Here is a 20868-nt window from a genome sequence, read left to right as displayed (position 1 = left end):
CGCGGCTTTGCTGCGGCGGCCAGTAGGAACAGATATGACTACGACGACTTATCCGACCGCGACCCTTCCCGCCGGGGCAGGCGATTTCTTCGCCCTGACCAAACCGCGCGTGATGCGTTCGGTCGTGTTCACTGCGCTGTGCGGCATGCTCGCGGCACCGGTGCAGCTTCCCTTCACGCTCGCTTTTACCGCGATCCTGGCGATTGCGCTGGCCGCTGGTGCGGCCGGAGCTCTCAACCAATGGTATGAGTCGGACATTGACTCGCTGATGAAGCGCACAGCCAAGCGGCCGCTTCCGGCCGGCAAGATGGATCGCGAAACCGCGCTGCAGTTCGGCGTTGCGCTTGGCGTCTTCTCGGTGTTGCTGATGGGCCTCGCTATCGGTCTCGTTGCCGCTGGCCTGTTGGCCGTGTCGATCCTGTTCTACGTGCTCGTCTACACCGTCGGCCTGAAGCGTCGCACGCCGCAGAACATCGTCATCGGTGGCGCCGCCGGCGCGTTTCCGCCACTGATCGGCTGGGTCGCCGCCACGGGGAGCATCTCGACGCTGCCGCTGCTGATGTTCGCGATCATCTTTTTGTGGACGCCGCCGCACAGCTGGGCGCTCGCGCTGTTGATCCGTGATGATTACGCCAAGGGCGGCGTGCCGATGCTCCCGGTTGTGGCGAGTGCCGCGACGACGCGCTGGCAGATGCTGTTCTACGCCGTGCTGATGGCAGCGGCGGCGATTGCACCGTGGCCGGTTGGTCTCGCTGGCATCACCTACGGATTGGTCGCGACATTGACCTCTATCGTGTTCGTCGCGCTCACCGCTTGGGTGGTGGTGCAGCGTGCCGCCATCACGCCTGAAATGAAGGCCGAACGCATTCTGTTCGTCTATTCGATCGGTTATATCCTAGCGATCTTCGCCACCCTTGCTTTCGATCGGCTTACCGCATGATTCCTGATCCGCACGCCGACCTCGTCCGCAAGCGCCAGCGTAGCCGCGCGGTGGTGCTGGGCCTGATCCTTGGGGCCTTCGTGATCCTGGTGTTCGCGATCAGCATCGCCAAGATCAAGGCGGGGATGCCGCACTGATGGCGCGGATCCTGCCCACCGACGGTAAGTTGCGCACCGCGCTGCTCGCGGTGCTCGGCATCTGTTTCATGAGCGGGATCGGCTGGGCGAGCATCCCGCTATACCGCATGTTCTGCCAGGCGACCGGCCTGAACGGGACGACACAGCGCGGCACGGTTGCGCCCGGCGCCACCGATCGGCAAATCCGCATCGATTTCGATACCAATGTCGCGCCGCACATGCCGTGGAAGTTCGCGCCCGAGCATAATTCGGAGACGGTGGCGGTCGGCGCGCGCGACATGGCATTCTTCACCGCGACCAACACGTCGGATCACCCGATCACCGGCACCGCGACCTACAACGTTACCCCGGCGCAGGCGGGCAAATATTTCACCAAAATCCAGTGCTTCTGCTTCACGCAACAGACGCTGAAGCCCGGCGAGACGGCGCGTATGCCGGTGATCTTCTTCGTCGACCCAAAGATCCTGACCGATCCCGACGCCAATGATGTCGAGACGATCACGCTCAGCTACACCTTTTACCCCGTGGATTCCGCAAAGGCCAAAGGCTAGAGCGCAAACCGCAATCAAACTCCGTAGATTCCGCGACGGCCACCGGCTAGAGCGACCTATAACCTGATAGACGCGTACGAAGGACGACCCCAATGGCCGGTGCCAAGAACCACGATTATCATATCCTCCCGCCCAGCATCTGGCCGTTCGCCGGATCGATGGCCGCGCTGGCGATGGCGGCGGGCGGCATTATGTGGATGCACAAGGCGGCGGGCGGCGGCGCGCTGTTCTATGCCGGTCTCGCGGGTGTGCTCGCGGTGATGTACGGCTGGTGGCGTCAGGTCATCGTCGAGGCTCATGCCGGCGATCACACGCCGGTCGTTCAGCTTCACCTACGCTACGGCATGATCCTGTTCATCGCGTCCGAGGTCATGTTCTTCGTCGGCTGGTTCTGGGCCTATTTCGACTTTTCGCTGTTCCCCGCCCACATCGCATACGATTCGGTCAGCAAGACGACCAGCCTGATCACCGATGCAGCAGCCGGTGCGGCGCAATGGCCGCCCAAGGGTCTCGAAGTCATCGACGCGTTCAAGTTTCCGTTGCTCAACACGCTGATCCTGCTGACCAGCGGCACGACGATCACTTGGGCACACCATGCGCTGATCCACAATGATCGTGAGGGCCTGAAGAAGGGTCTGTGGGCGACGATTATCCTGGGCGTAATCTTCAGCACGATCCAGGCCTATGAATATTCGGAGGCACCGTTCCCCTTCAAGGGCCTGAACTATGGCGCGGCCTTCTTCATGTCGACGGGCTTCCACGGCTTCCACGTGATGATCGGCACGATCTTCCTGATCGTCTGCCAAATCCGCGTCTATCAGGGCCACTTCACCCCGAAGCAGCATTTCGGCTTCGAAGCGGCGGCCTGGTACTGGCATTTCGTCGACGTGGTATGGCTGTTCCTGTTCGTCACCATCTATGTCTATGGTGGCTGGGGCGCACCGGTCCACGCCGGGTGATCCGGTGAGCGACGGGCTGGCGGAGTCTACCGCACCCACGCCCGTCGCGGCCGTGCTGAAGGGCCTGTGTCCGCGCTGCGGCGCGACCGGGCTGTTTCGCGGTTGGCTGGATTTCGCCGATCGCTGTGCGGTGTGCGGGCTGGATTACAGCGCGTTCAACGTCGGCGACGGCCCTGCCGCGATCCTGACCCTGGTGCTGGGTGGGCTGATCGTCGGCATCGCAATCACGATCCAGCTGAGGCTCGATCCCCCGATCTGGTTGCAGCTGATCGTCTGGTTGCCGATCACCGTGATCAGCGTTGTCGGCTCGCTGCGAATCGCCAAGGCGGCGCTGCTCGGCTCGGAATTCCGGACTGCGGCGCATGAAGGCCGCCTTGCCCCGCCCGAGACCGAGCATCGTCCATGAAGCGCATCCCCGTCATCCCGACGATCTTGGTCGGCCTCGCCGTACTGGCGATGATCGCGCTTGGCGTGTGGCAGTTGCAGCGGCGCGCGGAGAAGGAAGCACTGCTCGTCCGCTATGCGCGGAACGTCACGCTCCCGCGAATCGTGTTCCCGGCGATCCCGGTCGACGATACGCTGCTGTTCCGCCGCGCCAGCGCCTTCTGCCTCGAACCGGTCAGCTTTGCGATCGAGGGCGGCCGCAACGCGCGCGGTGGCACCGGCTGGCGTCAGATCGCGCAATGCCGCACCGGGGTGGAAGGCCCAGGTTTCGCGGTGCAATTGGGCTTCGGCAAGGATCCGCACGCAAAGCCCGATTGGAAGGGCGGGCCGGTGCGCGGTTATATCAGCCATGCGCCCGATCATGCGCCGATCGTCGCGGCCGCCTTCGGTGGCGGTGGTCCCAAGACACTGATGCTCGTCGCCGATCCGCCGCTTGCGGGACTGGACCCCAATCCCGGCCCCGACCTATCGGCCGTGCCCAACAATCATCTCGCTTACGCGGTGCAATGGTTCGTCTTCGCGACGCTGGCGGTGCTGATCTACGCGCTGGCACTGCGCCGTCGCACGGTTGCCGAGTCGCCCGCGGCCCGCTAACCGAAAGCGCCATGCGCTATATCAGCACGCGCGGCTCTGCGCCGACCCTCGATTTCCGCGATGTCACGCTCGCGGGTCTTGCCTCCGATGGTGGGTTGTACCTGCCGGACAGCTGGCCGAGCTTCTCGCCGGCGCAGATCGCGGCGATGCAGGGCCTGTCTTACGTCGAGACTGCCGTCGCAGTGATGCTGCCGTTCGTCGAAGGCACGCTCAGCGAAGATGAACTGCGCGATCTGTGCACGAAGGCGTACGGCCGCTTTGCCCATGCCGCCGTCGTGCCGCTCGTTCAGCTCGATCCGCAGAACTGGCTGCTGGAGCTGTTCCACGGCCCCACGCTCGCGTTCAAGGACGTCGCGCTGCAATTGCTCGGGCTCTTGTTCGAACGCTTCCTCACCGGCAGCAGTCAGCAGGTGACCGTGATCGGCGCGACCTCGGGCGACACTGGCTCGGCCGCGATCGACGCGTTGGCCGGGCGCGCCGGGGTAGACGTGTTCATGCTCCACCCAAAGGGTCGCGTGTCCGATGTGCAGCGCCGCCAGATGACCACCGTCATCGCGCCCAACATCCACAATATCGCGCTTGAGGATGCGAGCTTCGACGATTGCCAGGCGCTGGTGAAGGCGATGTTCAACGACGCGGCTTTTTCCGGACGCTTCGCCCTGTCGGCGGTGAACTCGATCAACTGGGCGCGGTTGATGGCGCAGATCGTCTATTATTTCTACGCCGCCGTCCGTTTGGGCGCGCCCGATCGGGCGGTCGCTTTCTCGGTGCCTACGGGCAATTTCGGCGACGTGTTCGCGGGCTATGTCGCGGCGAAGATGGGCCTGCCGGTCGCCAAGCTGATCGTCGCGACCAACGTCAACGACATCCTCCACCGCGCGCTGAGCGCGGGCGATTATTCGCAAGGCACGGTCGTCCCGACGCCGAGCCCCTCGATGGACATTCAGGTGTCGAGCAATTTCGAACGCCTCTTGTTCGATCTCGGCGGTCGCGACGGGCAGGCGCTCGCCGCGCAGATGCACGGCTTCGAAGCGACCAAGGCGATGCACCTCACCAATGCGCAACGCGCGGGCGCTGCCACGCTGTTCGGCAGCGATCGCGTCGGCCTCGACGACATGGCGCTGGCGATGCGCTGGGCCTCGGAATCCTGCGGGCAGATCATCGATCCGCACACCGCAATCGGGCTCTCGGCGGCGCGGCGCGCCGATCTCGCGCCGGACGTACCGGTGGTAACGCTCGCCACCGCGCATCCGGCAAAGTTCGGCGATGCGGTCGAGCGCGCAACTGGTCAGCGCCCTGCGCTTCCCGCACGGATCGGCGATCTGTTCGACCGCGAGGAACGCTATGCGTCGCTGCCGGGCACGTTCGCTGACGTAACGGCGTACATCGCCCAGCGGGCCGTCGCGCGGTGAGCCTGCTGACGCTCGTCGCCGAACCATGGGCGGATTACGGCCTGGTCGATTCCGGCCACGGGCGAAAGCTCGAACGCTATGGCCGTTTCCGCTTCATCCGGCCTGAGCCGCAAGCGATGTGGGCACCCGCCTCGGATAGCTGGGAGGCCGATGGCGATTTCATCGGCGCGTCGGACGAGGAAGGCGGTGGTCGCTGGCATCTGTCGCGTGATGTTCCGCGCGGTGGCTGGCATGTCCGCTGGGAGGAAGTGCTCCTGCTCGCGCAGAACACGCCGTTCCGCCACCTCGCTTTCTTCCCCGACATGGCTCCGCAATGGGAATGGATGCGCGGGCACGTGGCAGAGGGCGACTCCGTCCTCAACCTGTTCGGCTATACCGGCGTCGGCACGCTGGCGCTCGCCGCCAAGGGCGCGGCGATGACGCATGTCGATGCCTCGAAGAAATCGGTAGAGGCGGGCAAGGCCAATGCCTTTCTGTCCGACATGGCTGATCGTCCGATCCGCTGGATGGTCGACGATGCAGCCAAATTCGCCGCGCGCGAGGTGCGTCGCGGCAAGCGCTATGACGGGATTTTCCTTGATCCCCCCAAATTCGGTCGCGGGCCGGATGGCGAGGTCTGGCGGCTGGAGGAAGGCTTGCCCGGCCTGATCGCCGACTGCCGCCGTCTGCTTGATCAGGACAGCAAGTTCCTGGTGCTGACGGTCTATGCGGTGCGCATGTCGGCGCTGGCGATCGGCGAAGTGGTACGCCAGGCGCTGGCCGATCTGGGCGGCACGGTCGAGGTCGGCGAAATGGCGGTGCGCGAGGAAGCGCGCGGGCTGCTGTTGCCGACGGCCATTTTTGCGCGGTGGTCGCGGAGCTGAAGGACGCCCGGCGCCGTGGGGTAGAGGGTCCTACTCCATCCCAGCCCGCATCGCCGCGCCCGCCACGAACGGCGCGCCCGCCAGCAGCAACAGGCTGACCGCGCCGAGCAATTTGATCGCGCCCATCCCGCCATCGGCGGCCAGATCGAGCGATCCCGCGCCGAAGATCAGCAGCGGCACGGCGAGCGGCAGCATCACCAGCCCTGCGACCGATCCCGCCCCGCGCAGACCCGCGACCAGCGCCGAAGTCGCCACCGCGAGCGCCGCGAGCCCCGGCGTGCCGATCAACAAGCCCAGTTCGACCGCGCCCAGCGTCCGCGCCTCCAGCCCGAGCAAGCCAGCGGCGATCACCGCGGCGAGCATCAGCGGCGGACCGAACCCGACCCAGTGCGCGACGATCTTTGCCGCCGCGACGCTCGGCATCGAATGCCCGCGCACCGCAAGCTGATCGAGCACGCCGCTGTCCAGATCCGGCCCGATCAGCCGCTCGACCGGCATCAGCGCCGCCAGCAACGCCGCCGCCCAGATCACGCCACCACCGATTCGTGCGAGCAGCGCGCTGTCCGGGCCGACCGCGAAGGGGAACAGGATCGTCACCAGCAGGAAGAAAGCGAGTGCATTGGCAACCCCGCCGCTCGCCCAGGCGATCCGCACGTCGCGCGCGATCAGGGTCAGCATGACGGCGTCCCAAGTGAAACCGCTACCGCATCCGGCAGCGCGATCGGCGTATGCGTCGCGACCAGCACCGCGCCGCCGCCCTTGCGGTGTGCGCCGATCAGCCGTTCCAGCATCGCCACGCTCGCGACATCGAGCCCGTTGGCGGGTTCGTCGAGCAGCCACAGCGGCGCTTTGCTCGCCACCACGCGCGCGAGTGCGGCGCGGCGGCGCTGCCCGGTCGAGAGCAAGCGCACAGGCACTTCCGCGATATGCGCCAAGCCAACCGCCTCCAGCGCGCGCGTCACGCGACCACGCGCATCATCGACTGCATCGAGCCGTGCCCAAAAACCAAGCGCATCCACCAGCCGCAAAGCGGGATCGAGCGCCGCCGCTTCGGCCATCAGCGCGCGGGTCGGTACCCCGGAGACCTCTCCCGTAGCGGGCCGCAGCAACCCGGCGGCGACGCGGATCAAGCTCGACTTGCCTACCCCGTTGGGCCCCGACACCAACGCCGCACCCCCCTGGTCGATCGCGAAGGACAGGTGCTCGAACAACGTCCGCCCGCCGCGCACGCAGGTCACGTCGTCAAAGGCGAGCGCAGCGCTCAACCCTCCACACTCGCTTCCAGCGCGTGCATATCGGCATCCGACAGCCCGAAATGATGGCCGATTTCATGGATCGTCACATGCGCGACCAAGGCGGTCAGCCCGACCCCGGTGTCGATCCATTCGTCGAGGATCGCGCGGCGATACAGATGGATGCGGTCAGGCGGCGTCCCTGAGTCCATCGATGACTTTTCGCCCAGCGGTCGGCCATGATAGACCCCGCTCAATTCGAACGGATCCTCGATGCCGAGCGCGTCGAGCGTCTCGTCATCGGCGAATTCCTCGACGATCAGCACGACATCGCCCAGATGCGCGCGGAATGCGTCCGGCAGGCCCGCGATCGTCGCTCGCGCGATCGCCTCGATCGTCTCGGCAGTCGGCGGGAGTTGATCGGGCGGCACCATCCGCTAAGCCTTACGGCCAAGGCGCAGCGTGCGCCAGCAGGGAGAGCGTGGCCATGACCGTTGAACCGTTGAGCGATGAGGACCGCGCCGACGCGCTCGATACGCTCGACGAATGGGATTATGACGAGGCGCGCGACGCGATCACGCGCACGCTGACCTTCGCCGATTTCAGCGAGGCATTCGGCTTCATGACGCGCGTCGCCTTGCTCGCCGAAAAGGCCGATCATCATCCCGAATGGTCGAACGTGTGGAACCGCGTCGATATCGCGCTGACCACGCATGATGCCGGCGGCCTGTCGCACAAGGACATTGCGCTGGCCGAAGCGATCGACGCTTTACTCGACTGAATTCCCCACGGCGCGGCGCATCATCTTGCGCATGCGGCCGGGCATCCAGCGGGCGGCAAAGGCCATGCGGTCGGCGGTCTTGCCGACATAGGTGTGGACCTTGTCGCCGTGCACCGCATCCCAGGCGGCTTGCGCGACGGCATCGACCGCGGTGAGTTCGAGCCCGGCGTTGGTGACGACCTGCCGAATCGAATAATTGGTGTTGCCGGCCGGTGTCGCGAGCAAAGGCGTATCGATGAAGCTCGGCACCAGATCGCGGACCTTCACGCCCGCGCCATACCATTCGCCGTCGAGCGCCTCGGTCAGCGACCGCACGCCGAACTTGGTCGCGGAATAGACCGACAGGCCGGACGATCCGTAGATCGCCGAGGCGGAAGCGGTGTTGAGCAGGCATGATCCCGGCGTCTTCGCAAGGTAAGCGTACCCGATCTTCGCGCCGTTCAGCACGCCGACCAGGTTGATCGCGACGACGCGGTCGAGATCCTCGAAGCTCATGTCGATCAACGGCCCGCCGGTGCCGATCCCGGCATTGTTGAACAATACGTCAAGGCGGCCGCCGGTCGTGGCGGTGAAGGCATCGAGGTTAGCGACCCACGCCTCGCGGTCGCGCACGTCCATTGTGTAGGTCGTGGCCATCCCGGCGGGCAGCATCGCCGCGGTCTCGCTCAGGCCCCGCGCGTTTACGTCGGCAAGGCCAACGCGCCAACCCTTGGCGGCAAACAGCTTGGCGGTCGCCTGCCCAATACCCGATCCGCCGCCGGTGATGAAAATCGCTTTTTGTTCAGCCATGTCGCTAACCCCTTTGACGCGTGCGGTACCGTGCCCCACTGTCGCCGTCGATGCTACCATCGCACGACATCGGCCCGGCGGTCACCTTCGATCGCGTGACGAAACGCTATGGCGGCGGTACGATTGCCGTCGATGGCGTATCGGTCGAGGTCGTTGGCGGCAGTTTCGTGGCGCTGGTCGGATCGTCGGGCTCGGGCAAATCGACGCTGCTCAAGATGATCAACCGCCTGATCGAGCCGAGCGAGGGCACGGTGCGGATCGGTGATGCGCCAGTCGGCGACGCCGCCCCGCACGCGCTGCGCCGCCGGATCGGCTATGTCTTTCAGAATATCGGCCTGTTCCCGCATATGACCGTCGCCGAGAATATCGCGATCGGCCTGCGCTTGGCGGGCGAGAAGGCGAACGGCACCCGCGTCGCCGACTTGCTCGATCTGGTCGATCTGCCGCGCGAATTCGCCACGCGGATGCCCGATGCGCTGTCGGGCGGGCAGCGCCAGCGGGTCGGCGTCGCCCGCGCGCTTGCCACCGCGCCGGGGCTGCTGCTGCTCGACGAGCCGTTCGGCGCGCTCGATCCGGTGACGCGCGACCAACTCGGCAAGGCGATCCGCGCGCTGCACGATCGGCTCGAGCTTACCACCATCATGGTAACGCACGACATGGCGGAGGCGCTGATCCTCGCCGACCGCATCTTGGTGATGGACCGGGGGCAGATCGTCGCCGATGCGACCCCGCGCGAACTGTTGGCGGGGCAGGGTGGGGCGATCGCCGATGCGCTGGTCGCGGTGCCGCGCGAACAGGCGCGGCGGATGCGCGACCTCGAAGCATGACCAGCGGCCCCTTCCTCGACGCGATGGCGCGCGTGCCCGATTTGCTCGCCGCGCATCTGCTGCTGGCGGCCTCCGCGCTGCTGCTCGGACTGGCGATCAGCGTGCCGCTGGCGATCTGGTCGGCGCGGCGGCCGGGCGTGGCGCGCGTCGCTTTGGGGTTCGCGAGCCTCGTCCAGACGATCCCCAGCCTCGCGCTGCTCGCGCTCTTCTACCCGCTGCTATTGTTTCTGTCGCAGGCGGTCGGCGGCGGCATCCCCGCGCTCGGCTTCCTGCCCTCGCTGCTTGCGTTGACGCTCTATGCGCTGCTGCCGATCCTGCGGAACGGCGTGACCGGCCTGCTCGGCCTCGACCCTGCGGTGATCGAGGCGGCGGACGGCGTTGGCATGACCGCATGGCAGAAATTGCGGCTGGTCGAGGCACCGCTCGTCGCGCCCGTGCTGATGGCGGGCATCCGTACCGCGGCGGTGTGGACGATCGGCGCCGCGACGCTCTCCACCACCGTTGGCCAGCCGAGCCTCGGCGACCTGATCTTCGCGGGGCTCCAGACGCAGAATTGGGCGCTCGTGCTCGCCGGATGCCTCAGCGCGGCGGCGCTGGCGCTCGCGGTCGATGCGTTGCTCGGGCTGATCGAGCACGGCATCGCCGCGCGCAAGCGGGGGCAGATCTGGGTGGCGGGCGGCGTGCTGATCGTCGGGATGCTGCTCGCGCTGACGCCGCTCTGGCCGCGCTCGGGCGATACCATCACGGTCGGCGCAAAGAATTTCGGCGAGCAATACATCCTCGCCCGCGTGATCGGGCACCGGCTGGAAAAAGCAGGCTACCGCGTGCAATATCGCGACGGATTGGGCTCGGCGGTGGTGTTCGGCGCGCTCAAATCGGGCGCGATCGATGTCTATGTCGATTATTCGGGCACGATCTGGACCAACGAAATGAAGCGCCGCGACATCCCGGCGCGCCCGGCTATGGTCTCCGCGATCGGCGACTGGACCGCAAAAACCTCGGGCGTGCGCTTGCTCGGGGCGCTGGGGTTCGAAAACGCCTATGCCTTCGCGATGCGCGGTGCCGATGCGAAGTCGAAGCATATCGCCTCGCTCGACGATCTGGTTGCGGCGGCACCGGGGCTGAAGCTCGGCTCCGACCTCGAATTTCTCGAACGTCCCGAATGGGCTGCGGTGCAGGCCGCCTATCCGCTGAAATTCGCGGCGATGAGCGCCTACAGTCCGACCTTCATGTACCGCGCGCTGGAAAGCGGGCGCGCCGATGTCATTTCGGCTTTCTCGTCCGACGGGCGCATCGCCGCGCAGGGGCTTACGGTGCTGAGCGATCCGCGTGGTGCGATTCCCGGCTATGACGCGATCCTGATGGTCGCGCCGGGGCGGGCCAAGGATGCCAAGCTGATCGCGGCGTTGCAGCCTTTGGTGGGGCGGATTCCGGTCGAAGCGATGCGCGCGGCGAATTACCGGGTGGACCGTGACGAAAAGAAGGAAACCTCAGACGTAGCGGCGCGGTGGTTGGAGAAGAAGGTGGGACTGTAAAGTCGAGCCATACTCTTGTTCCACCCCGGCGAAGGCCGGGGCCCAGCTGCGATGGCCGCGGTGATCTAAAGCCGCGCGCGCCAATCAGGTTAGCGTAACTGGGCCCCGGCCTCCGCCGGGGTGGCAGTAGGGGTTTTACCCCCGCACCGCCGTCACGAAATAATCGAGCTTGGTGTCGTCGCTCAGCACGAAGCCCTTCGCGACCGAGAAGCTCAGCCCGCGCACGTCCACCACGCGCAGCCCCTCCGCCTCGACCAGCGCGGTCAGTGCGTCGGGCGTCAGGAACTTGTCCCAATCGTGCGTGCCGCGCGGGATCTGGCCGAACCCTTCGCCGACCGTGATGAGCGCAAGGCGCGACAGCGCGGTGCGGTTGGGCGTCGAGAGCACGAGCAACCCGTCGTCCGCCAGCGCCCCAGCCAGCCCGGCAATGAACGCCGCCGGATCGATGACATGCTCGATCACCTCCATGCTGGTGACGAGATCGAATTTCTCGTCGCCCAACCCTTCCACGCTGCCGGTGCGATAGTCGATCGCCAACCCCGATTGCGCGGCGTGAACCTGCGCCACCGCAATATTCTCCGCCGCCGCGTCCAGCCCGGTGACGCTCGCGCCCAACCGCGCCAGCGGCTCACACAGCAATCCCGCGCCGCACCCGACATCGAGCACGCGCTTGCCCTGAAGCGGCGTAAAGCCCGCCTCGTCGCCATGCCAATGCGCGTCGATCCGCTCGCGCAGATAGCGCAGCCGCACCGGGTTGAGCCGGTGGAGCATCGCCGAGGACCCCTTCGGGTCCCACCATTCGGCGGCCATCGCGCCGAAATGGGCGGCTTCACCCGCATCGATAGTGGTTGCTTTTGTTACGGTTGCGCTTGCCATGCCTGCTTTCTATCAGGGCCGCCCCAAGACCCCAAGGCCCCTCCCAAGGATTTCCGGCGCGCATGGCCCGTATCGTGATGAAGTTCGGCGGCACCTCGATGGCGGGGATCGAGCGCATTCGCTCGGTCGCGGCGCGGGTCAAGCGTGAGGTGGCGGCGGGCAATCAGGTCGCGGTCGTGGTCTCGGCGATGGCGGGTGAGACCGATCGCCTGGTCGGCTTCTGCCGCGAGGCCTCGTCGCTCTACGACCCGAAGGAATATGACGTCGTCGTCTCGGCGGGGGAACAGATCACCAGCGGCTTGCTCGCGATCGCACTCCAGGCGGCAGGCGTCCCGGCGCGGAGCTGGCTCGGCTGGCAATTGCCGATCGCGACGAGCGACGCCCATGCCTCGGCGCGGATCGAAAACATCGATACGACCGCCCTCGACGCGAGCCTCGCGGCAGGCGAAGTCGCGGTCATCCCCGGATTCCAGGGCGTCGATGACGATGCGCGGGTCAGCACGCTCGGTCGCGGCGGTTCTGACACGAGCGCCGTGGCGATGGCGGCGGCGATGAAGGCCGATCGCTGCGACATCTACACCGATGTCGACGGCGTCTACACGACCGACCCGCGCATCGTCCCGCGCGCGCGGAAGTTGAAGAAAGTCACGTACGAGGAAATGCTCGAACTGGCCTCGGTCGGGGCGAAGGTGTTGCAGACGCGCTCGGTCGGTCTCGCCATGAAGGAAGGCGTGCGCGTGCAAGTGCTGTCGTCCTTCACCGGCGAGGATGCCCCGATGGCGGATACGCTGCCCGGAACGATGATCGTGAGCGAAGAGGAATTAGGCGATATGGAACGACAGCTCATCACCGGCATCGCGCACGACAAGAATGAGGCGAAGATCACGCTGATCGCGGTGCCCGACAAGCCCGGCGCGGTGGCGGCGATCTTCGCGCCGCTCGCGACCGCCAACATCAACGTCGACATGATCATCCAGAACATCGCGCATGCGGCGGGGTCGACCGACGTGACCTTCACCGTGCCAGGCGCCGATCTGGCGCGCTCGATCGAGGTGCTGAACCAGGCGCGCGAGGCGATTGGCTACACCAACCTGGTCCACGACACGCGCGTCGCGAAGATTTCGGTGGTCGGCGTCGGCATGCGCAGCCACGCGGGCGTCGCCAGCACGATGTTCACCACTCTGGGCGCGCGCGGCATCAACATTCAGGCGATCTCGACCTCCGAGATCAAGGTCAGCGTGCTGATCGACGAAGACGAAACCGAACTCGCGGTCCGCGTGCTGCACACGGCTTATGGGCTCGATGCGGAGGACGTCGCGGCCTGAGCGTGTCGCGAAAGAGCGCGCGAACGATGCCAGACCGGGCGCGCTTAGGACAGAACTGCATGTCCGAAGGCGTTGGGTAGCTGCCGTTACTGCTTTGCAGCGCTGCCGTTAATCACATAGCCGTCTTTATCGACCATCGATGGCGTCGGATCGCTTCGATAGTTTTCGATCCGACCATTCCGCGTAATTTTAAACCATGCAGAACCGTAGCCCGAGCCGCGACTTACAGCATTTACATGGTATATCACGCCTGCCTTCAACCGCTTTGCGGCAACATAGCCAACGGCAGCCGAGCGTTTTCCCTTTAAGGGGACGCCGTAAATTATGGGAAAAGGATTGTCGCAGGAGCTAGAGTCCGTAAACTCCCACCAATATACGCTGCCGTTTTGGACCAGGGCTTCATCATCGCCGGGCGCTGGAGTGGCTTTTGGTTCGCCGCGATTGGCGCTCACATCGATGCTTCTTATACAGTCGGGCTGGCTTCTCGAAGCGGGATCAACGACGAAAGCAACATGTCCTTTAATGACGATGACGCTCATGTCATACGCATAAGAACAACTGCCAAGCGTTAGGGCTAACAATGGCGTTCCTAGCCGACGGATTAGAGTGGCCATATCCGAATTATGTTCCATTGTGCCGAAGTTCGCAACTCGGGCGCTTTCTGCCGGTCCTATTCCCCTATAACATGCACCGCCACCGTTCGCCGGTGCGCGGCGCGGCGGTGTTCGAACAGATAAATGCCCTGCCACGTCCCCAACACCGGGCGTCCGTCTGCGACCGGGATCGACAGGCTCGTCGCGGTGATCGCGGCGCGGAGGTGAGCGGGCATGTCGTCGGGGCCTTCGTCGTCATGCTCATAGCCGCGCGATTCGGGCGCGACGCCTGCGAACCACCGCTCGAGATCGCGGCGCGCGGCGGGGGCAGCATTTTCCTGGATCAGCAACGAACACGACGTGTGCCGCACGAACAGCGTGAGCAGCCCGGTGACAATCCCGGTCGCGGCAACCCAGTCGCAAACATCGCGCGTCATTTCGTGGAGCCCCTGGCCGGGCGTGCGAATGTCGAGTTGGCCGATGTCCTGTCGCATGACATGGGCTTGCCCCAATACCCCGCGCGGCGCTAGGCGCGATCGATGACACAAACATCTTCGATCGGCGCCGAGCGCCTCGCCCGCCGTATGCAGCGCGGCACCGCTTTCCTGGGCAGTGAGACTGCGATCATCTGCGGCGCGATGTCGTGGGTCAGCGAGCGGCATCTCGTTGCCGCCATTTCGAACGCGGGCGGTTTCGGCCTGATCGCGTGCGGCGCGATGACGCCCGAATTGCTCGATGCCGAGATCGCCGCGACCAAGACGATGACGGACAAGCCGTTCGGCGTGAACCTCATCACCATGCACCCCGGCCTGTTCGATCTGATCGCGGTGTGCGCGAAGCATCAGGTGACGCACGTCGTGCTCGCGGGCGGCCTGCCCCCGGCGGGCGCGCTCGACGCGATCAAGGCGAGTGGCGCGAAGGTCGTGTGCTTCGCCCCTGCCTTGAGCCTCGCCAAGAAGCTGATCCGCTCGGGCGTCGATGCGCTGGTGGTCGAGGGGATGGAGGCGGGCGGCCATATCGGCCCGGTCTCGACCTCGGTCCTGGCGCAGGAAATCCTGCCCGAAGTCGCCGATAAAGTCCCCGTGTTCGTCGCGGGCGGGATCGGGCGTGGCGAGGCGATCGCGGCCTATCTCGATATGGGAGCGGCCGGCGTCCAGCTCGGCACGCGCTTCGTCTGCGCGACCGAAAGCATCGCGCACGCCAATTTCAAGAAAGCGTTCCTGCGCGCCTCTGCCCGCGATGCGGTGGCGAGCGTGCAGATCGACCCGCGCCTGCCCGTCATCCCGGTGCGCGCGCTGAAGAATGCCGGTGGCGACCTGTTCACCGCCAAGCAGCGCGAAGTCGCGCAATTGCTCGACGAGGGCAAGGTCGCGATGGCCGAGGCGCAATTGCAGATCGAGCATTATTGGGCGGGGGCCTTGCGCCGCGCGGTGATCGACGGCGATGTCGAGCATGGTTCGCTGATGGCCGGGCAGTCGGTCGGCATGGTGACGAAGGAAGAACCCGCCGCCGAGATCATCGCCGCGCTGATGGCGGAAGCCGCCGAGGCGCTGGGGCAGCGCGGGGCGTAACCGCACTCTAAACCACCGTTAACCTTTCTCTGCGATAGCTCCAGCTTCCGATGTGCTGGAGAGTCGCAATGCGGTCGTATCGGGCCAAGGCCTTCCTGCCGTTGCTGTTCGGCGTGGTGCTTGTCGGCGGATGCGCCAGCCGCACAGCGCCGATCACGGTCGCGCCCGTGCCACTCCCGGTTGCGGCCGCGCCGACGATGCCCGCCGGGGCCTATGCCGGTATGCCAATTCCTGCGCGCGGTGCCGATGGCGCCTATATCACCCCCAATCGCGCGCTGAGCCCGGCCGCCACCGTCTGGCATTTCCGCGCCGGGCTGAACGTCGCGGCGCTCGCATGTCGCGGGTCCGACGATGCTACGCTGGTCGCGCACTACAATGCCGTGCTGACGAGCCAGCGCGACGTGCTGCGTGATGCCGAGGCGGCGGTGGCGGCGGAATATCGCGCTGGCGGGGGCGGCGAGTGGCGCGCACGCTATGACGACGCGATGACCTCGCTCTACAATTTCTTCTCGCAAAGCTTTGCGCGGGAGGCGTTCTGCGCCACCGCGGCGCGCACGCTGGCGGATAGCGAAGGCGTTGCGCCAACCGCTTTTGCCGCCTTCGCCGCCGAGCGCTTGCCGCAGCTCGACCAGGCGTTCACCGATTTCTACCGCCGCTATGACGCCTGGCGTTCGCCGCAGACGATCGCCGCAGTGGCATCTCCGCCCCCCCAGGTCGCAACCACGCGGATCGAATTGTACAACGTTTCGGCGCTCCCCGATCCGCGCGGCCAGGAGCTCCGCGCCTCGGTCACGCCGCGCGTGATCGCCTCGGCTCAGCCGATCAGATAGACCGCAAGCGCCGCGCCGCCGCCAAAGACGACGGCGATCAGCAGCGACAGGATTCCCGCGACGAACCCGCCGGAGCGCCGCTTGGCAAAGGTGCTGCGCTGGCCGGGTTTGCCTAGTTTCAGCTCGACAAACCCCGCGGCCGCGCCGCCAAGCCCGGTCATCACCAGCGTGACGGCTGCGCCAACGGGCGTCTGTAGCGCGATCGCAATCGGCAGCAGCACCGCGAACGGGACCGCCATCGCGAAGGCGGCGAGCAATTTTGCGAAATCGATCTCGTCCTTGGCGACCGGCGCGACCGCGAGCAGATCGGGCGAATCCTCCGCCGACACCGCCAGCCACGCGAAGCTGCCAACGAGCTGGCTCGCGATCAGCACGCTGCCAAAGGCAAGTACCGCCGGGATCGGCAGCGTGTTGCCGCGCCCGAACGCGACGAAGAGGAGCGGCGCCATATAGACCAGCCGGAGCACGATCTGGAACGCCAGCGCTGGGTCGCGCGCCAGCAAGCGCCATTCCTTGGCAAAGACCGAGCGGGTGAGGCCCGCATGGAACAGCCGCCCACTCGCCCGCCCGGTCGGCTTGGCGCGCGACAGGCGCGTGCCGCCGTCCTGATAGCCCGACAGGAACAGCCGCTGCAGCGTCGCCCCGACGCCGACGAACAACAGCGTTGCACCGCCGAGCAGGATCAGGATCGCCAGCGGATCGCCGAATGCGGCATGTCCAGGCAACCCGGTCACGCCTTCGGTGCCGAGGCCGTTTGCCCGTAACCGCTCGAATATTTCGATCGGCGCGCTGCGCTTGCGGTCGGCATGGGACAGCAATTGCGAGCCCAGGAAGATCGCGCCGCCCACCAGCGCCGCCATGATCTGCCCGACGGTGCGCGCGGCGCGCGGGCCGACCAGCGTGGCTATGGCCAGCGTCAGCGCCAGACCGATCGCCGCCGCCGCCAGCGCCAGCGCCGCCAGCAAAGCCACCAGCCCGAACAGGCGCGGATGGCCGAGTGCGGCAACGGGCACGATGATCGGCAACAACAAGACAGTATAGGTCAGCGCGACCGTACCCGCGATGCCGAGCAGCTTCGCCAGCAGAACGGTCCGCTCCGGGATCGGGGCGGAGAACAGCAACGCGAGGTCGCCATTTTCGTACAAGGTACGCTGGCTGCCGATCATCGCTTGCGCGGTCATGAAGGTCAGCGCGACGATGCTGATGCCGAGCGCCGCGACGCGCATTTCGGGCAGGATCGGGATTGGCGTATCGCGCAGGCCCCAGGCGATCAGGCAGCCGAGCGCCAGCCACGCGAGCGCAAGCAAGGTGCCAAGGATTTGCGTGACCCCCGCGCGCCCGCTGAGCCACCCGATCAGCCCGCGCCGTCCCCCGCGTCGGCTGGATCGCGTCGCCAGCCGCAATTCATGCAAGGCGAGCCAGGCAAAGCTGCCGGGCCGCATCCGCCGCATCGCCCAGTTCATGCGGCAGGTGCCGCGTGCGCCGCCGGATCGGTCAGGCGGATGAAGGTGTCCTCCAGCGTCATGCCCGCCGTCCCCGCACTTTCGCGGAGTTCATCGAGCGTGCCCTCGGCAAGCAGCTTGCCGCCGCCGATGATGCCGATCCGGTCGGCCATGCGTTCGGCCACTTCCAGGATATGCGTGGTGACGATCACCGTCTTGCCCGCATCGACCTGAGCCCGAAGCGCGTCTTTCACCGATCGCGCCATGCTCGCGTCGAGCCCGGTCAGCGGCTCATCGAGGATCAGCAATTTGGGATCGTGGATCAACGCGCCGGCCAGCGCGACCTTCTGCTTCATGCCGCGCGAGAAACCCTCGCAGCGCGTATCGCGTTGCTCCCACAGATCGAGCCAGTGCAGCAGCCGGTCGGCTTCGGCGGTGGCGTGCTGCGGGTCCATACGCCACAGCCCGGCGACGAAGGCGAGATATTCCAGCGGCGAAAGCTTGTCGTACAGCATCGCCTCATCGGGCAGCCACGCGGTGATCGCCTTGGCCGCCAGCGGATCGCGCAGCGCGTCGACGCCGAAGATCTGGATCGATCCGGCATCGGGCTTGGCGAGCCCCGCGACCATGCGCAGTGTCGTCGTCTTGCCCGCGCCGTTGGGGCCGAGCAGCGCGTAAAGCTGCCCGGCGGCGATATCGAGGTCGAGCCCGGCGATTACGGGCTTGTCGAACGCCTTCGCCAAACCACGGATCCGTAAGGCGGGCAGGGGGGTGAGATCGGTCATGTGTCCTGTTTAAGCGATACACCCGGGCCGTCCAGCCGGAACAGCGCCTCGACCGGACGATCGAGCGCTGCCGCGAGTTTGAGCGCGAGTATGGTGGAGGGGATGAACACGCCGTTTTCCACGGTGTTGATCGTCTTGCGGCTCACCCCGACGCGCTCGGCGAGCGCCGCCTGCGTCAGGTCGAGCCGCTCGCGTTCCGCTTTCAACGTGTTGTGCAGGATTTCGGCCATTCAGCGCGCGGCCTGAAGCTCGAGCGTCGCGAGACGGACTTGTGCCACCACGATCGCGGCGGTGAAGATCAGTCGCGCCCCGTCCCCAAGCGTCAACGCGGTCGCACCTTCGCTGAGCATCAGCGTCCCTGCAGCTGCGACCAGCGCCGCCCAGAAGCCGCTTTCGCTGCTTACCCGGCGATGCTCGCGCGTCACTTCATCCTCCAGCAATTGCGCGAGCGGACCGCGCTTCAGCCGCGTCGCCAGCGGCGAGAGATAGAGCGTCGAGACGAGCGTAAAGCCCAGCCACATCCCGTGGAAAAAATCCGGCCGCCAGCCTGAAAAGCTCAACACGAGGAACAGCACGGTAAAGCCCGCAAAGACATAGAGACCGAGCGCACGTGCGTGCGCCTTGCGTTCGGCGAGGTCGATCAAATCCACGATGGCAATCCCTTGCTAGTCACCTACAGGTTACATGTAACCTATGAGTTACTCGCGCACAAGCATCGTTTTGCACGCAGGGGTTTTCGCGGGTGCGACCTGCGGTTAGAGGACGAGGCCATGCCGTCACCCGACCTCGATATGCCCGCCGAGGGCCGCATCGTCGCGGGCGAGCACCGCTTCCCGATCCGCGTCTACTTCGAGGACACCGATCTTTCAGGGATCGTCTACCACGCCAATTACCTGCGCTATATGGAGCGCGCGCGTTCCGACATGCTGCGCCTCGCCGGGATCGATCAGCGCGGCCATCAGGAGGCGGGCGGCGGGGCGTATGCCGTGACCGCGCTCGACATCCGCTACCGCGCACCCGCCAAGCTTGATGATGCGTTGCTGGTGCTGACGACGCTGCAACAGATCCGCGCCGCATCGGTTGATATTCAGCAACGAGTCATGCGCGGTGGTGTGGTGTTGACGGAAGCGACGGTGACGGCGGCGTTGGTCGGCGCTTCGGGGCGGCCGCAGCGCCAACCGAAGGAATGGATCGCGGCCTTTGCCCGCGTGATGGAATCAGGGGACGAATTTTCGTGAGCACTCTTGCCCTCAATACCGATGCGACGAGCCTCTCGCCGATCGGCATCTTCCTCCATGCCGATCCGGTGGTGCAAGTGGTGATGGTCGGGCTGTTGCTCGCCAGTATCTGGACCTGGGGAATCATCTTCACCTTCGTCGCGCGCCTCGGTCGCACGCGCCGCCAGACCGCACGCTTCGAGCGCGATTTCTGGAAGGCCGAGGATATCGATGCGTTCCACAAGCAGGAAGGCGAAAGCGATTTGCCGGTCGCCAAGGTGTTTGCCGCAGGCGTCGCCGAGTGGCGCCGTTCAACCGCAGGCGGCCAGGTCGATCGCGGCGGCACGCGCGAACGCCTCGCCACCGCGATGGGCGCTGCCGTCGCGGGCGAGATCGACGCGCTGTCGGACCGGCTCAACATTCTCGCCACGGTCGGATCGGTCGCGCCGTTCGTCGGCCTGTTCGGCACGGTGTGGGGCATCATGCGCAGCTTCACCGGAATCGCGGCGGCACAGAACACGTCGCTTGCGGTCGTCGCGCCGGGCATCGCCGAGGCGTTGTTCGCCACCGCGATCGGCCTGTTCGCGGCGATTCCTGCGGTGATCGCCTACAATCGCTTCAGCCACGGCATCAACCGCATCGAAGCGCGCCTCAACCGCTTCGCCGACGGCTTCCATGCGACCTTGAGCCGCCAGCTCGAGAACGAGGTGCGGCGCTAGCATGGCCGTCAACCTTCCTTCGCAGCGTGGGCGCGGGCGGCGTGCGCCGATGGCGGACATCAACGTCACGCCGCTGGTCGATGTGATGCTGGTGCTTCTGATTATCTTCATGGTCACCGCGCCGCTGCTCACCGCCGGCGTGCCGGTCCAACTCCCCGACAGCCGGGCGAAGGCGGTCGAGCAGGATCAGAAACCGGTCGAAATCTCGATCGACCGCGCGGGCAAACTGTACGTCGACAAGGATGAGGTGAGCGAAGCACTGCTGCCCGATATCCTCTCGCAAATCGCCGCCAAGGCCGATCCGGCCACGCCGCCGCAAGTGTTCCTGCGCGCCGATAAGGGCCTCGATTACGGCCGCGTGATGCGCGTGATGGGCGAGCTCAACCGCGCCGGCCTCAACCGCGTCGCGCTGGTCACGGTCGAACAGGGCGGCAAATGACGCGAGT

28 protein-coding genes are annotated in these 20868 nt (G+C 66.1%); 17 read left to right on the top strand and 11 right to left on the bottom strand.

The window, feature by feature from the left end:
* Positions 1 to 34 precede the first annotated feature (34 nt).
* The 8 genes from AB5I39_RS06680 (at position 35) to AB5I39_RS06645 (ending at position 5900) form a co-directional block, all read left to right on the top strand.
* The gene (locus tag AB5I39_RS06680) at positions 35 to 940 is read left to right on the top strand and encodes a heme o synthase (RefSeq protein ID WP_404372766.1); all 906 of its coding nucleotides are present in this window, start codon (positions 35 to 37) and stop codon (positions 938 to 940) included.
* Positions 937 to 1077 carry a hypothetical protein gene (locus tag AB5I39_RS06675; RefSeq protein WP_404372763.1) on the top strand — a complete coding sequence of 47 codons (141 nt, stop codon included), beginning with the start codon at positions 937 to 939 and terminating at the stop codon, positions 1075 to 1077. The genes AB5I39_RS06680 and AB5I39_RS06675 overlap by 4 nt, the downstream gene beginning before the upstream one ends.
* On the top strand, positions 1077 to 1628 hold the full coding sequence (locus AB5I39_RS06670) for a cytochrome c oxidase assembly protein (protein ID WP_404372761.1): 552 nt from the start codon (positions 1077 to 1079) through the stop codon (positions 1626 to 1628). The genes AB5I39_RS06675 and AB5I39_RS06670 overlap by 1 nt, the downstream gene beginning before the upstream one ends.
* A 92-nt stretch (positions 1629 to 1720) precedes the next feature.
* Positions 1721 to 2587 (top strand): cytochrome c oxidase subunit 3, encoded by an 867-nt coding sequence (locus tag AB5I39_RS06665; RefSeq protein ID WP_404372760.1) that lies wholly within the window; start codon positions 1721 to 1723, stop codon positions 2585 to 2587.
* Positions 2553 to 2993, top strand: coding sequence for a DUF983 domain-containing protein (locus AB5I39_RS06660; RefSeq protein ID WP_404374040.1), 441 nt, complete (start codon positions 2553 to 2555; stop codon positions 2991 to 2993). The genes AB5I39_RS06665 and AB5I39_RS06660 overlap by 35 nt, the downstream gene beginning before the upstream one ends.
* On the top strand, positions 2990 to 3625 hold the full coding sequence (locus tag AB5I39_RS06655; RefSeq protein ID WP_404372758.1) for an SURF1 family protein: 636 nt from the start codon (positions 2990 to 2992) through the stop codon (positions 3623 to 3625). The genes AB5I39_RS06660 and AB5I39_RS06655 overlap by 4 nt, the downstream gene beginning before the upstream one ends.
* 11 nt (positions 3626 to 3636) lie before the next feature.
* Positions 3637 to 5037, top strand: coding sequence for a threonine synthase (gene thrC, locus AB5I39_RS06650; protein WP_404372756.1), 1401 nt, complete (start codon positions 3637 to 3639; stop codon positions 5035 to 5037).
* A complete protein-coding gene (locus AB5I39_RS06645) occupies positions 5034 to 5900 on the top strand; it encodes a class I SAM-dependent methyltransferase (protein ID WP_404372753.1) in 867 nt (288 codons plus the stop codon). Before thrC ends, AB5I39_RS06645 begins: the two co-directional genes overlap by 4 nt.
* A 30-nt stretch (positions 5901 to 5930) precedes the next feature.
* On the opposite strand, the gene AB5I39_RS06640 is transcribed toward AB5I39_RS06645, so the two are convergent.
* The 3 genes from AB5I39_RS06640 to AB5I39_RS06630 are packed head-to-tail and all read right to left on the bottom strand — an operon-like array spanning position 5931 to position 7566.
* On the bottom strand, positions 5931 to 6578 hold the full coding sequence (locus AB5I39_RS06640) for a heme exporter protein CcmB (RefSeq protein ID WP_404372750.1): 648 nt from the start codon (positions 6576 to 6578) through the stop codon (positions 5931 to 5933).
* A complete protein-coding gene (gene ccmA / locus AB5I39_RS06635) occupies positions 6572 to 7165 on the bottom strand; it encodes a heme ABC exporter ATP-binding protein CcmA (protein ID WP_404372748.1) in 594 nt (197 codons plus the stop codon). Before ccmA ends, AB5I39_RS06640 begins: the two co-directional genes overlap by 7 nt.
* Positions 7162 to 7566 (bottom strand): metallopeptidase family protein, encoded by a 405-nt coding sequence (locus tag AB5I39_RS06630; RefSeq protein WP_404372745.1) that lies wholly within the window; start codon positions 7564 to 7566, stop codon positions 7162 to 7164. The genes ccmA and AB5I39_RS06630 overlap by 4 nt, the downstream gene beginning before the upstream one ends.
* Positions 7567 to 7619: 53 nt before the next feature.
* Between AB5I39_RS06630 and AB5I39_RS06625 the strand changes: the two genes are divergently transcribed.
* Positions 7620 to 7913 (top strand): 4a-hydroxytetrahydrobiopterin dehydratase, encoded by a 294-nt coding sequence (locus AB5I39_RS06625; RefSeq protein ID WP_404372742.1) that lies wholly within the window; start codon positions 7620 to 7622, stop codon positions 7911 to 7913.
* On the opposite strand, the gene AB5I39_RS06620 is transcribed toward AB5I39_RS06625, so the two are convergent.
* Positions 7902 to 8702 (bottom strand): SDR family oxidoreductase, encoded by an 801-nt coding sequence (locus AB5I39_RS06620; RefSeq protein WP_404372739.1) that lies wholly within the window; start codon positions 8700 to 8702, stop codon positions 7902 to 7904. The two genes, AB5I39_RS06625 and AB5I39_RS06620, sit on opposite strands and share 12 nt — an antisense overlap.
* A 50-nt stretch (positions 8703 to 8752) precedes the next feature.
* Between AB5I39_RS06620 and AB5I39_RS06615 the strand changes: the two genes are divergently transcribed.
* Both AB5I39_RS06615 and AB5I39_RS06610 read left to right on the top strand, forming a co-directional pair.
* Positions 8753 to 9529: an ATP-binding cassette domain-containing protein gene (locus AB5I39_RS06615; protein WP_404372737.1), complete on the top strand. Its 777-nt coding sequence runs from the start codon at positions 8753 to 8755 to the stop codon at positions 9527 to 9529.
* Positions 9526 to 11064, top strand: a complete 1539-nt coding sequence (locus tag AB5I39_RS06610) for an ABC transporter permease/substrate-binding protein (protein WP_404372734.1) — start codon at positions 9526 to 9528, stop codon at positions 11062 to 11064. The genes AB5I39_RS06615 and AB5I39_RS06610 overlap by 4 nt, the downstream gene beginning before the upstream one ends.
* Before the next feature lie 135 nt (positions 11065 to 11199).
* On the opposite strand, the gene ubiG is transcribed toward AB5I39_RS06610, so the two are convergent.
* The gene (ubiG, locus tag AB5I39_RS06605; RefSeq protein WP_404372731.1) at positions 11200 to 11940 is read right to left on the bottom strand and encodes a bifunctional 2-polyprenyl-6-hydroxyphenol methylase/3-demethylubiquinol 3-O-methyltransferase UbiG; all 741 of its coding nucleotides are present in this window, start codon (positions 11938 to 11940) and stop codon (positions 11200 to 11202) included.
* Between the two features lie 62 nt (positions 11941 to 12002).
* Here ubiG and AB5I39_RS06600 point away from each other — a divergent pair, with 62 nt between their 5' ends.
* On the top strand, positions 12003 to 13265 hold the full coding sequence (locus AB5I39_RS06600; RefSeq protein WP_404372728.1) for an aspartate kinase: 1263 nt from the start codon (positions 12003 to 12005) through the stop codon (positions 13263 to 13265).
* An 86-nt stretch (positions 13266 to 13351) separates the two neighbouring features.
* Here AB5I39_RS06600 and AB5I39_RS06595 read toward each other — a convergent pair whose 3' ends face one another.
* On the bottom strand, positions 13352 to 13804 hold the full coding sequence (locus tag AB5I39_RS06595; protein WP_404372725.1) for a hypothetical protein: 453 nt from the start codon (positions 13802 to 13804) through the stop codon (positions 13352 to 13354).
* Positions 13805 to 13935: 131 nt separating this feature from the next.
* On the bottom strand, positions 13936 to 14352 hold the full coding sequence (locus AB5I39_RS06590; protein WP_404372722.1) for a secondary thiamine-phosphate synthase enzyme YjbQ: 417 nt from the start codon (positions 14350 to 14352) through the stop codon (positions 13936 to 13938).
* A gap of 45 nt (positions 14353 to 14397) precedes the next feature.
* Here AB5I39_RS06590 and AB5I39_RS06585 point away from each other — a divergent pair, with 45 nt between their 5' ends.
* A complete protein-coding gene (locus AB5I39_RS06585) occupies positions 14398 to 15429 on the top strand; it encodes an NAD(P)H-dependent flavin oxidoreductase (RefSeq protein WP_404372719.1) in 1032 nt (343 codons plus the stop codon).
* 68 nt (positions 15430 to 15497) lie between these two features.
* Positions 15498 to 16259 carry a hypothetical protein gene (locus tag AB5I39_RS06580; RefSeq protein ID WP_404372716.1) on the top strand — a complete coding sequence of 254 codons (762 nt, stop codon included), beginning with the start codon at positions 15498 to 15500 and terminating at the stop codon, positions 16257 to 16259.
* On the opposite strand, the gene AB5I39_RS06575 is transcribed toward AB5I39_RS06580, so the two are convergent.
* From AB5I39_RS06575 to AB5I39_RS06560, 4 genes are read right to left on the bottom strand one after another with little or no spacing between them, the layout of a single operon-like run.
* On the bottom strand, positions 16244 to 17722 hold the full coding sequence (locus AB5I39_RS06575; RefSeq protein ID WP_404372713.1) for a hypothetical protein: 1479 nt from the start codon (positions 17720 to 17722) through the stop codon (positions 16244 to 16246). The two genes, AB5I39_RS06580 and AB5I39_RS06575, sit on opposite strands and share 16 nt — an antisense overlap.
* Complete coding sequence (locus AB5I39_RS06570; protein ID WP_404372711.1) at positions 17719 to 18486, bottom strand: ABC transporter ATP-binding protein; 768 nt, start codon at positions 18484 to 18486, stop codon at positions 17719 to 17721. Before AB5I39_RS06570 ends, AB5I39_RS06575 begins: the two co-directional genes overlap by 4 nt.
* Positions 18483 to 18716, bottom strand: coding sequence for a helix-turn-helix transcriptional regulator (locus tag AB5I39_RS06565; RefSeq protein ID WP_404372708.1), 234 nt, complete (start codon positions 18714 to 18716; stop codon positions 18483 to 18485). The genes AB5I39_RS06570 and AB5I39_RS06565 overlap by 4 nt, the downstream gene beginning before the upstream one ends.
* Entirely contained in the window at positions 18717 to 19136 is a 420-nt protein-coding gene (locus AB5I39_RS06560) for a hypothetical protein (protein ID WP_404372705.1), read from the bottom strand.
* A 120-nt stretch (positions 19137 to 19256) separates the two neighbouring features.
* Here AB5I39_RS06560 and ybgC point away from each other — a divergent pair, with 120 nt between their 5' ends.
* The 3 genes from ybgC to tolR are packed head-to-tail and all read left to right on the top strand — an operon-like array spanning position 19257 to position 20861.
* A complete protein-coding gene (gene ybgC / locus AB5I39_RS06555; protein WP_404372703.1) occupies positions 19257 to 19724 on the top strand; it encodes a tol-pal system-associated acyl-CoA thioesterase in 468 nt (155 codons plus the stop codon).
* Complete coding sequence (gene tolQ, locus AB5I39_RS06550) at positions 19721 to 20422, top strand: protein TolQ (RefSeq protein ID WP_404372701.1); 702 nt, start codon at positions 19721 to 19723, stop codon at positions 20420 to 20422. The genes ybgC and tolQ overlap by 4 nt, the downstream gene beginning before the upstream one ends.
* A gap of 1 nt (position 20423) precedes the next feature.
* On the top strand, positions 20424 to 20861 hold the full coding sequence (tolR, locus tag AB5I39_RS06545) for a protein TolR (protein ID WP_404372698.1): 438 nt from the start codon (positions 20424 to 20426) through the stop codon (positions 20859 to 20861).
* The last annotated feature ends 7 nt before the right edge of the window (positions 20862 to 20868 follow it).

The sequence above is a fragment of the Sphingomonas sp. MMS24-J45 genome, from assembly GCF_044881195.1.
Taxonomy (GTDB): domain Bacteria; phylum Pseudomonadota; class Alphaproteobacteria; order Sphingomonadales; family Sphingomonadaceae; genus Sphingomonas.
The sequence above is the reverse complement of the archived record's forward strand: the minus strand, read 5'-3'. Positions and strand labels throughout refer to the sequence as shown.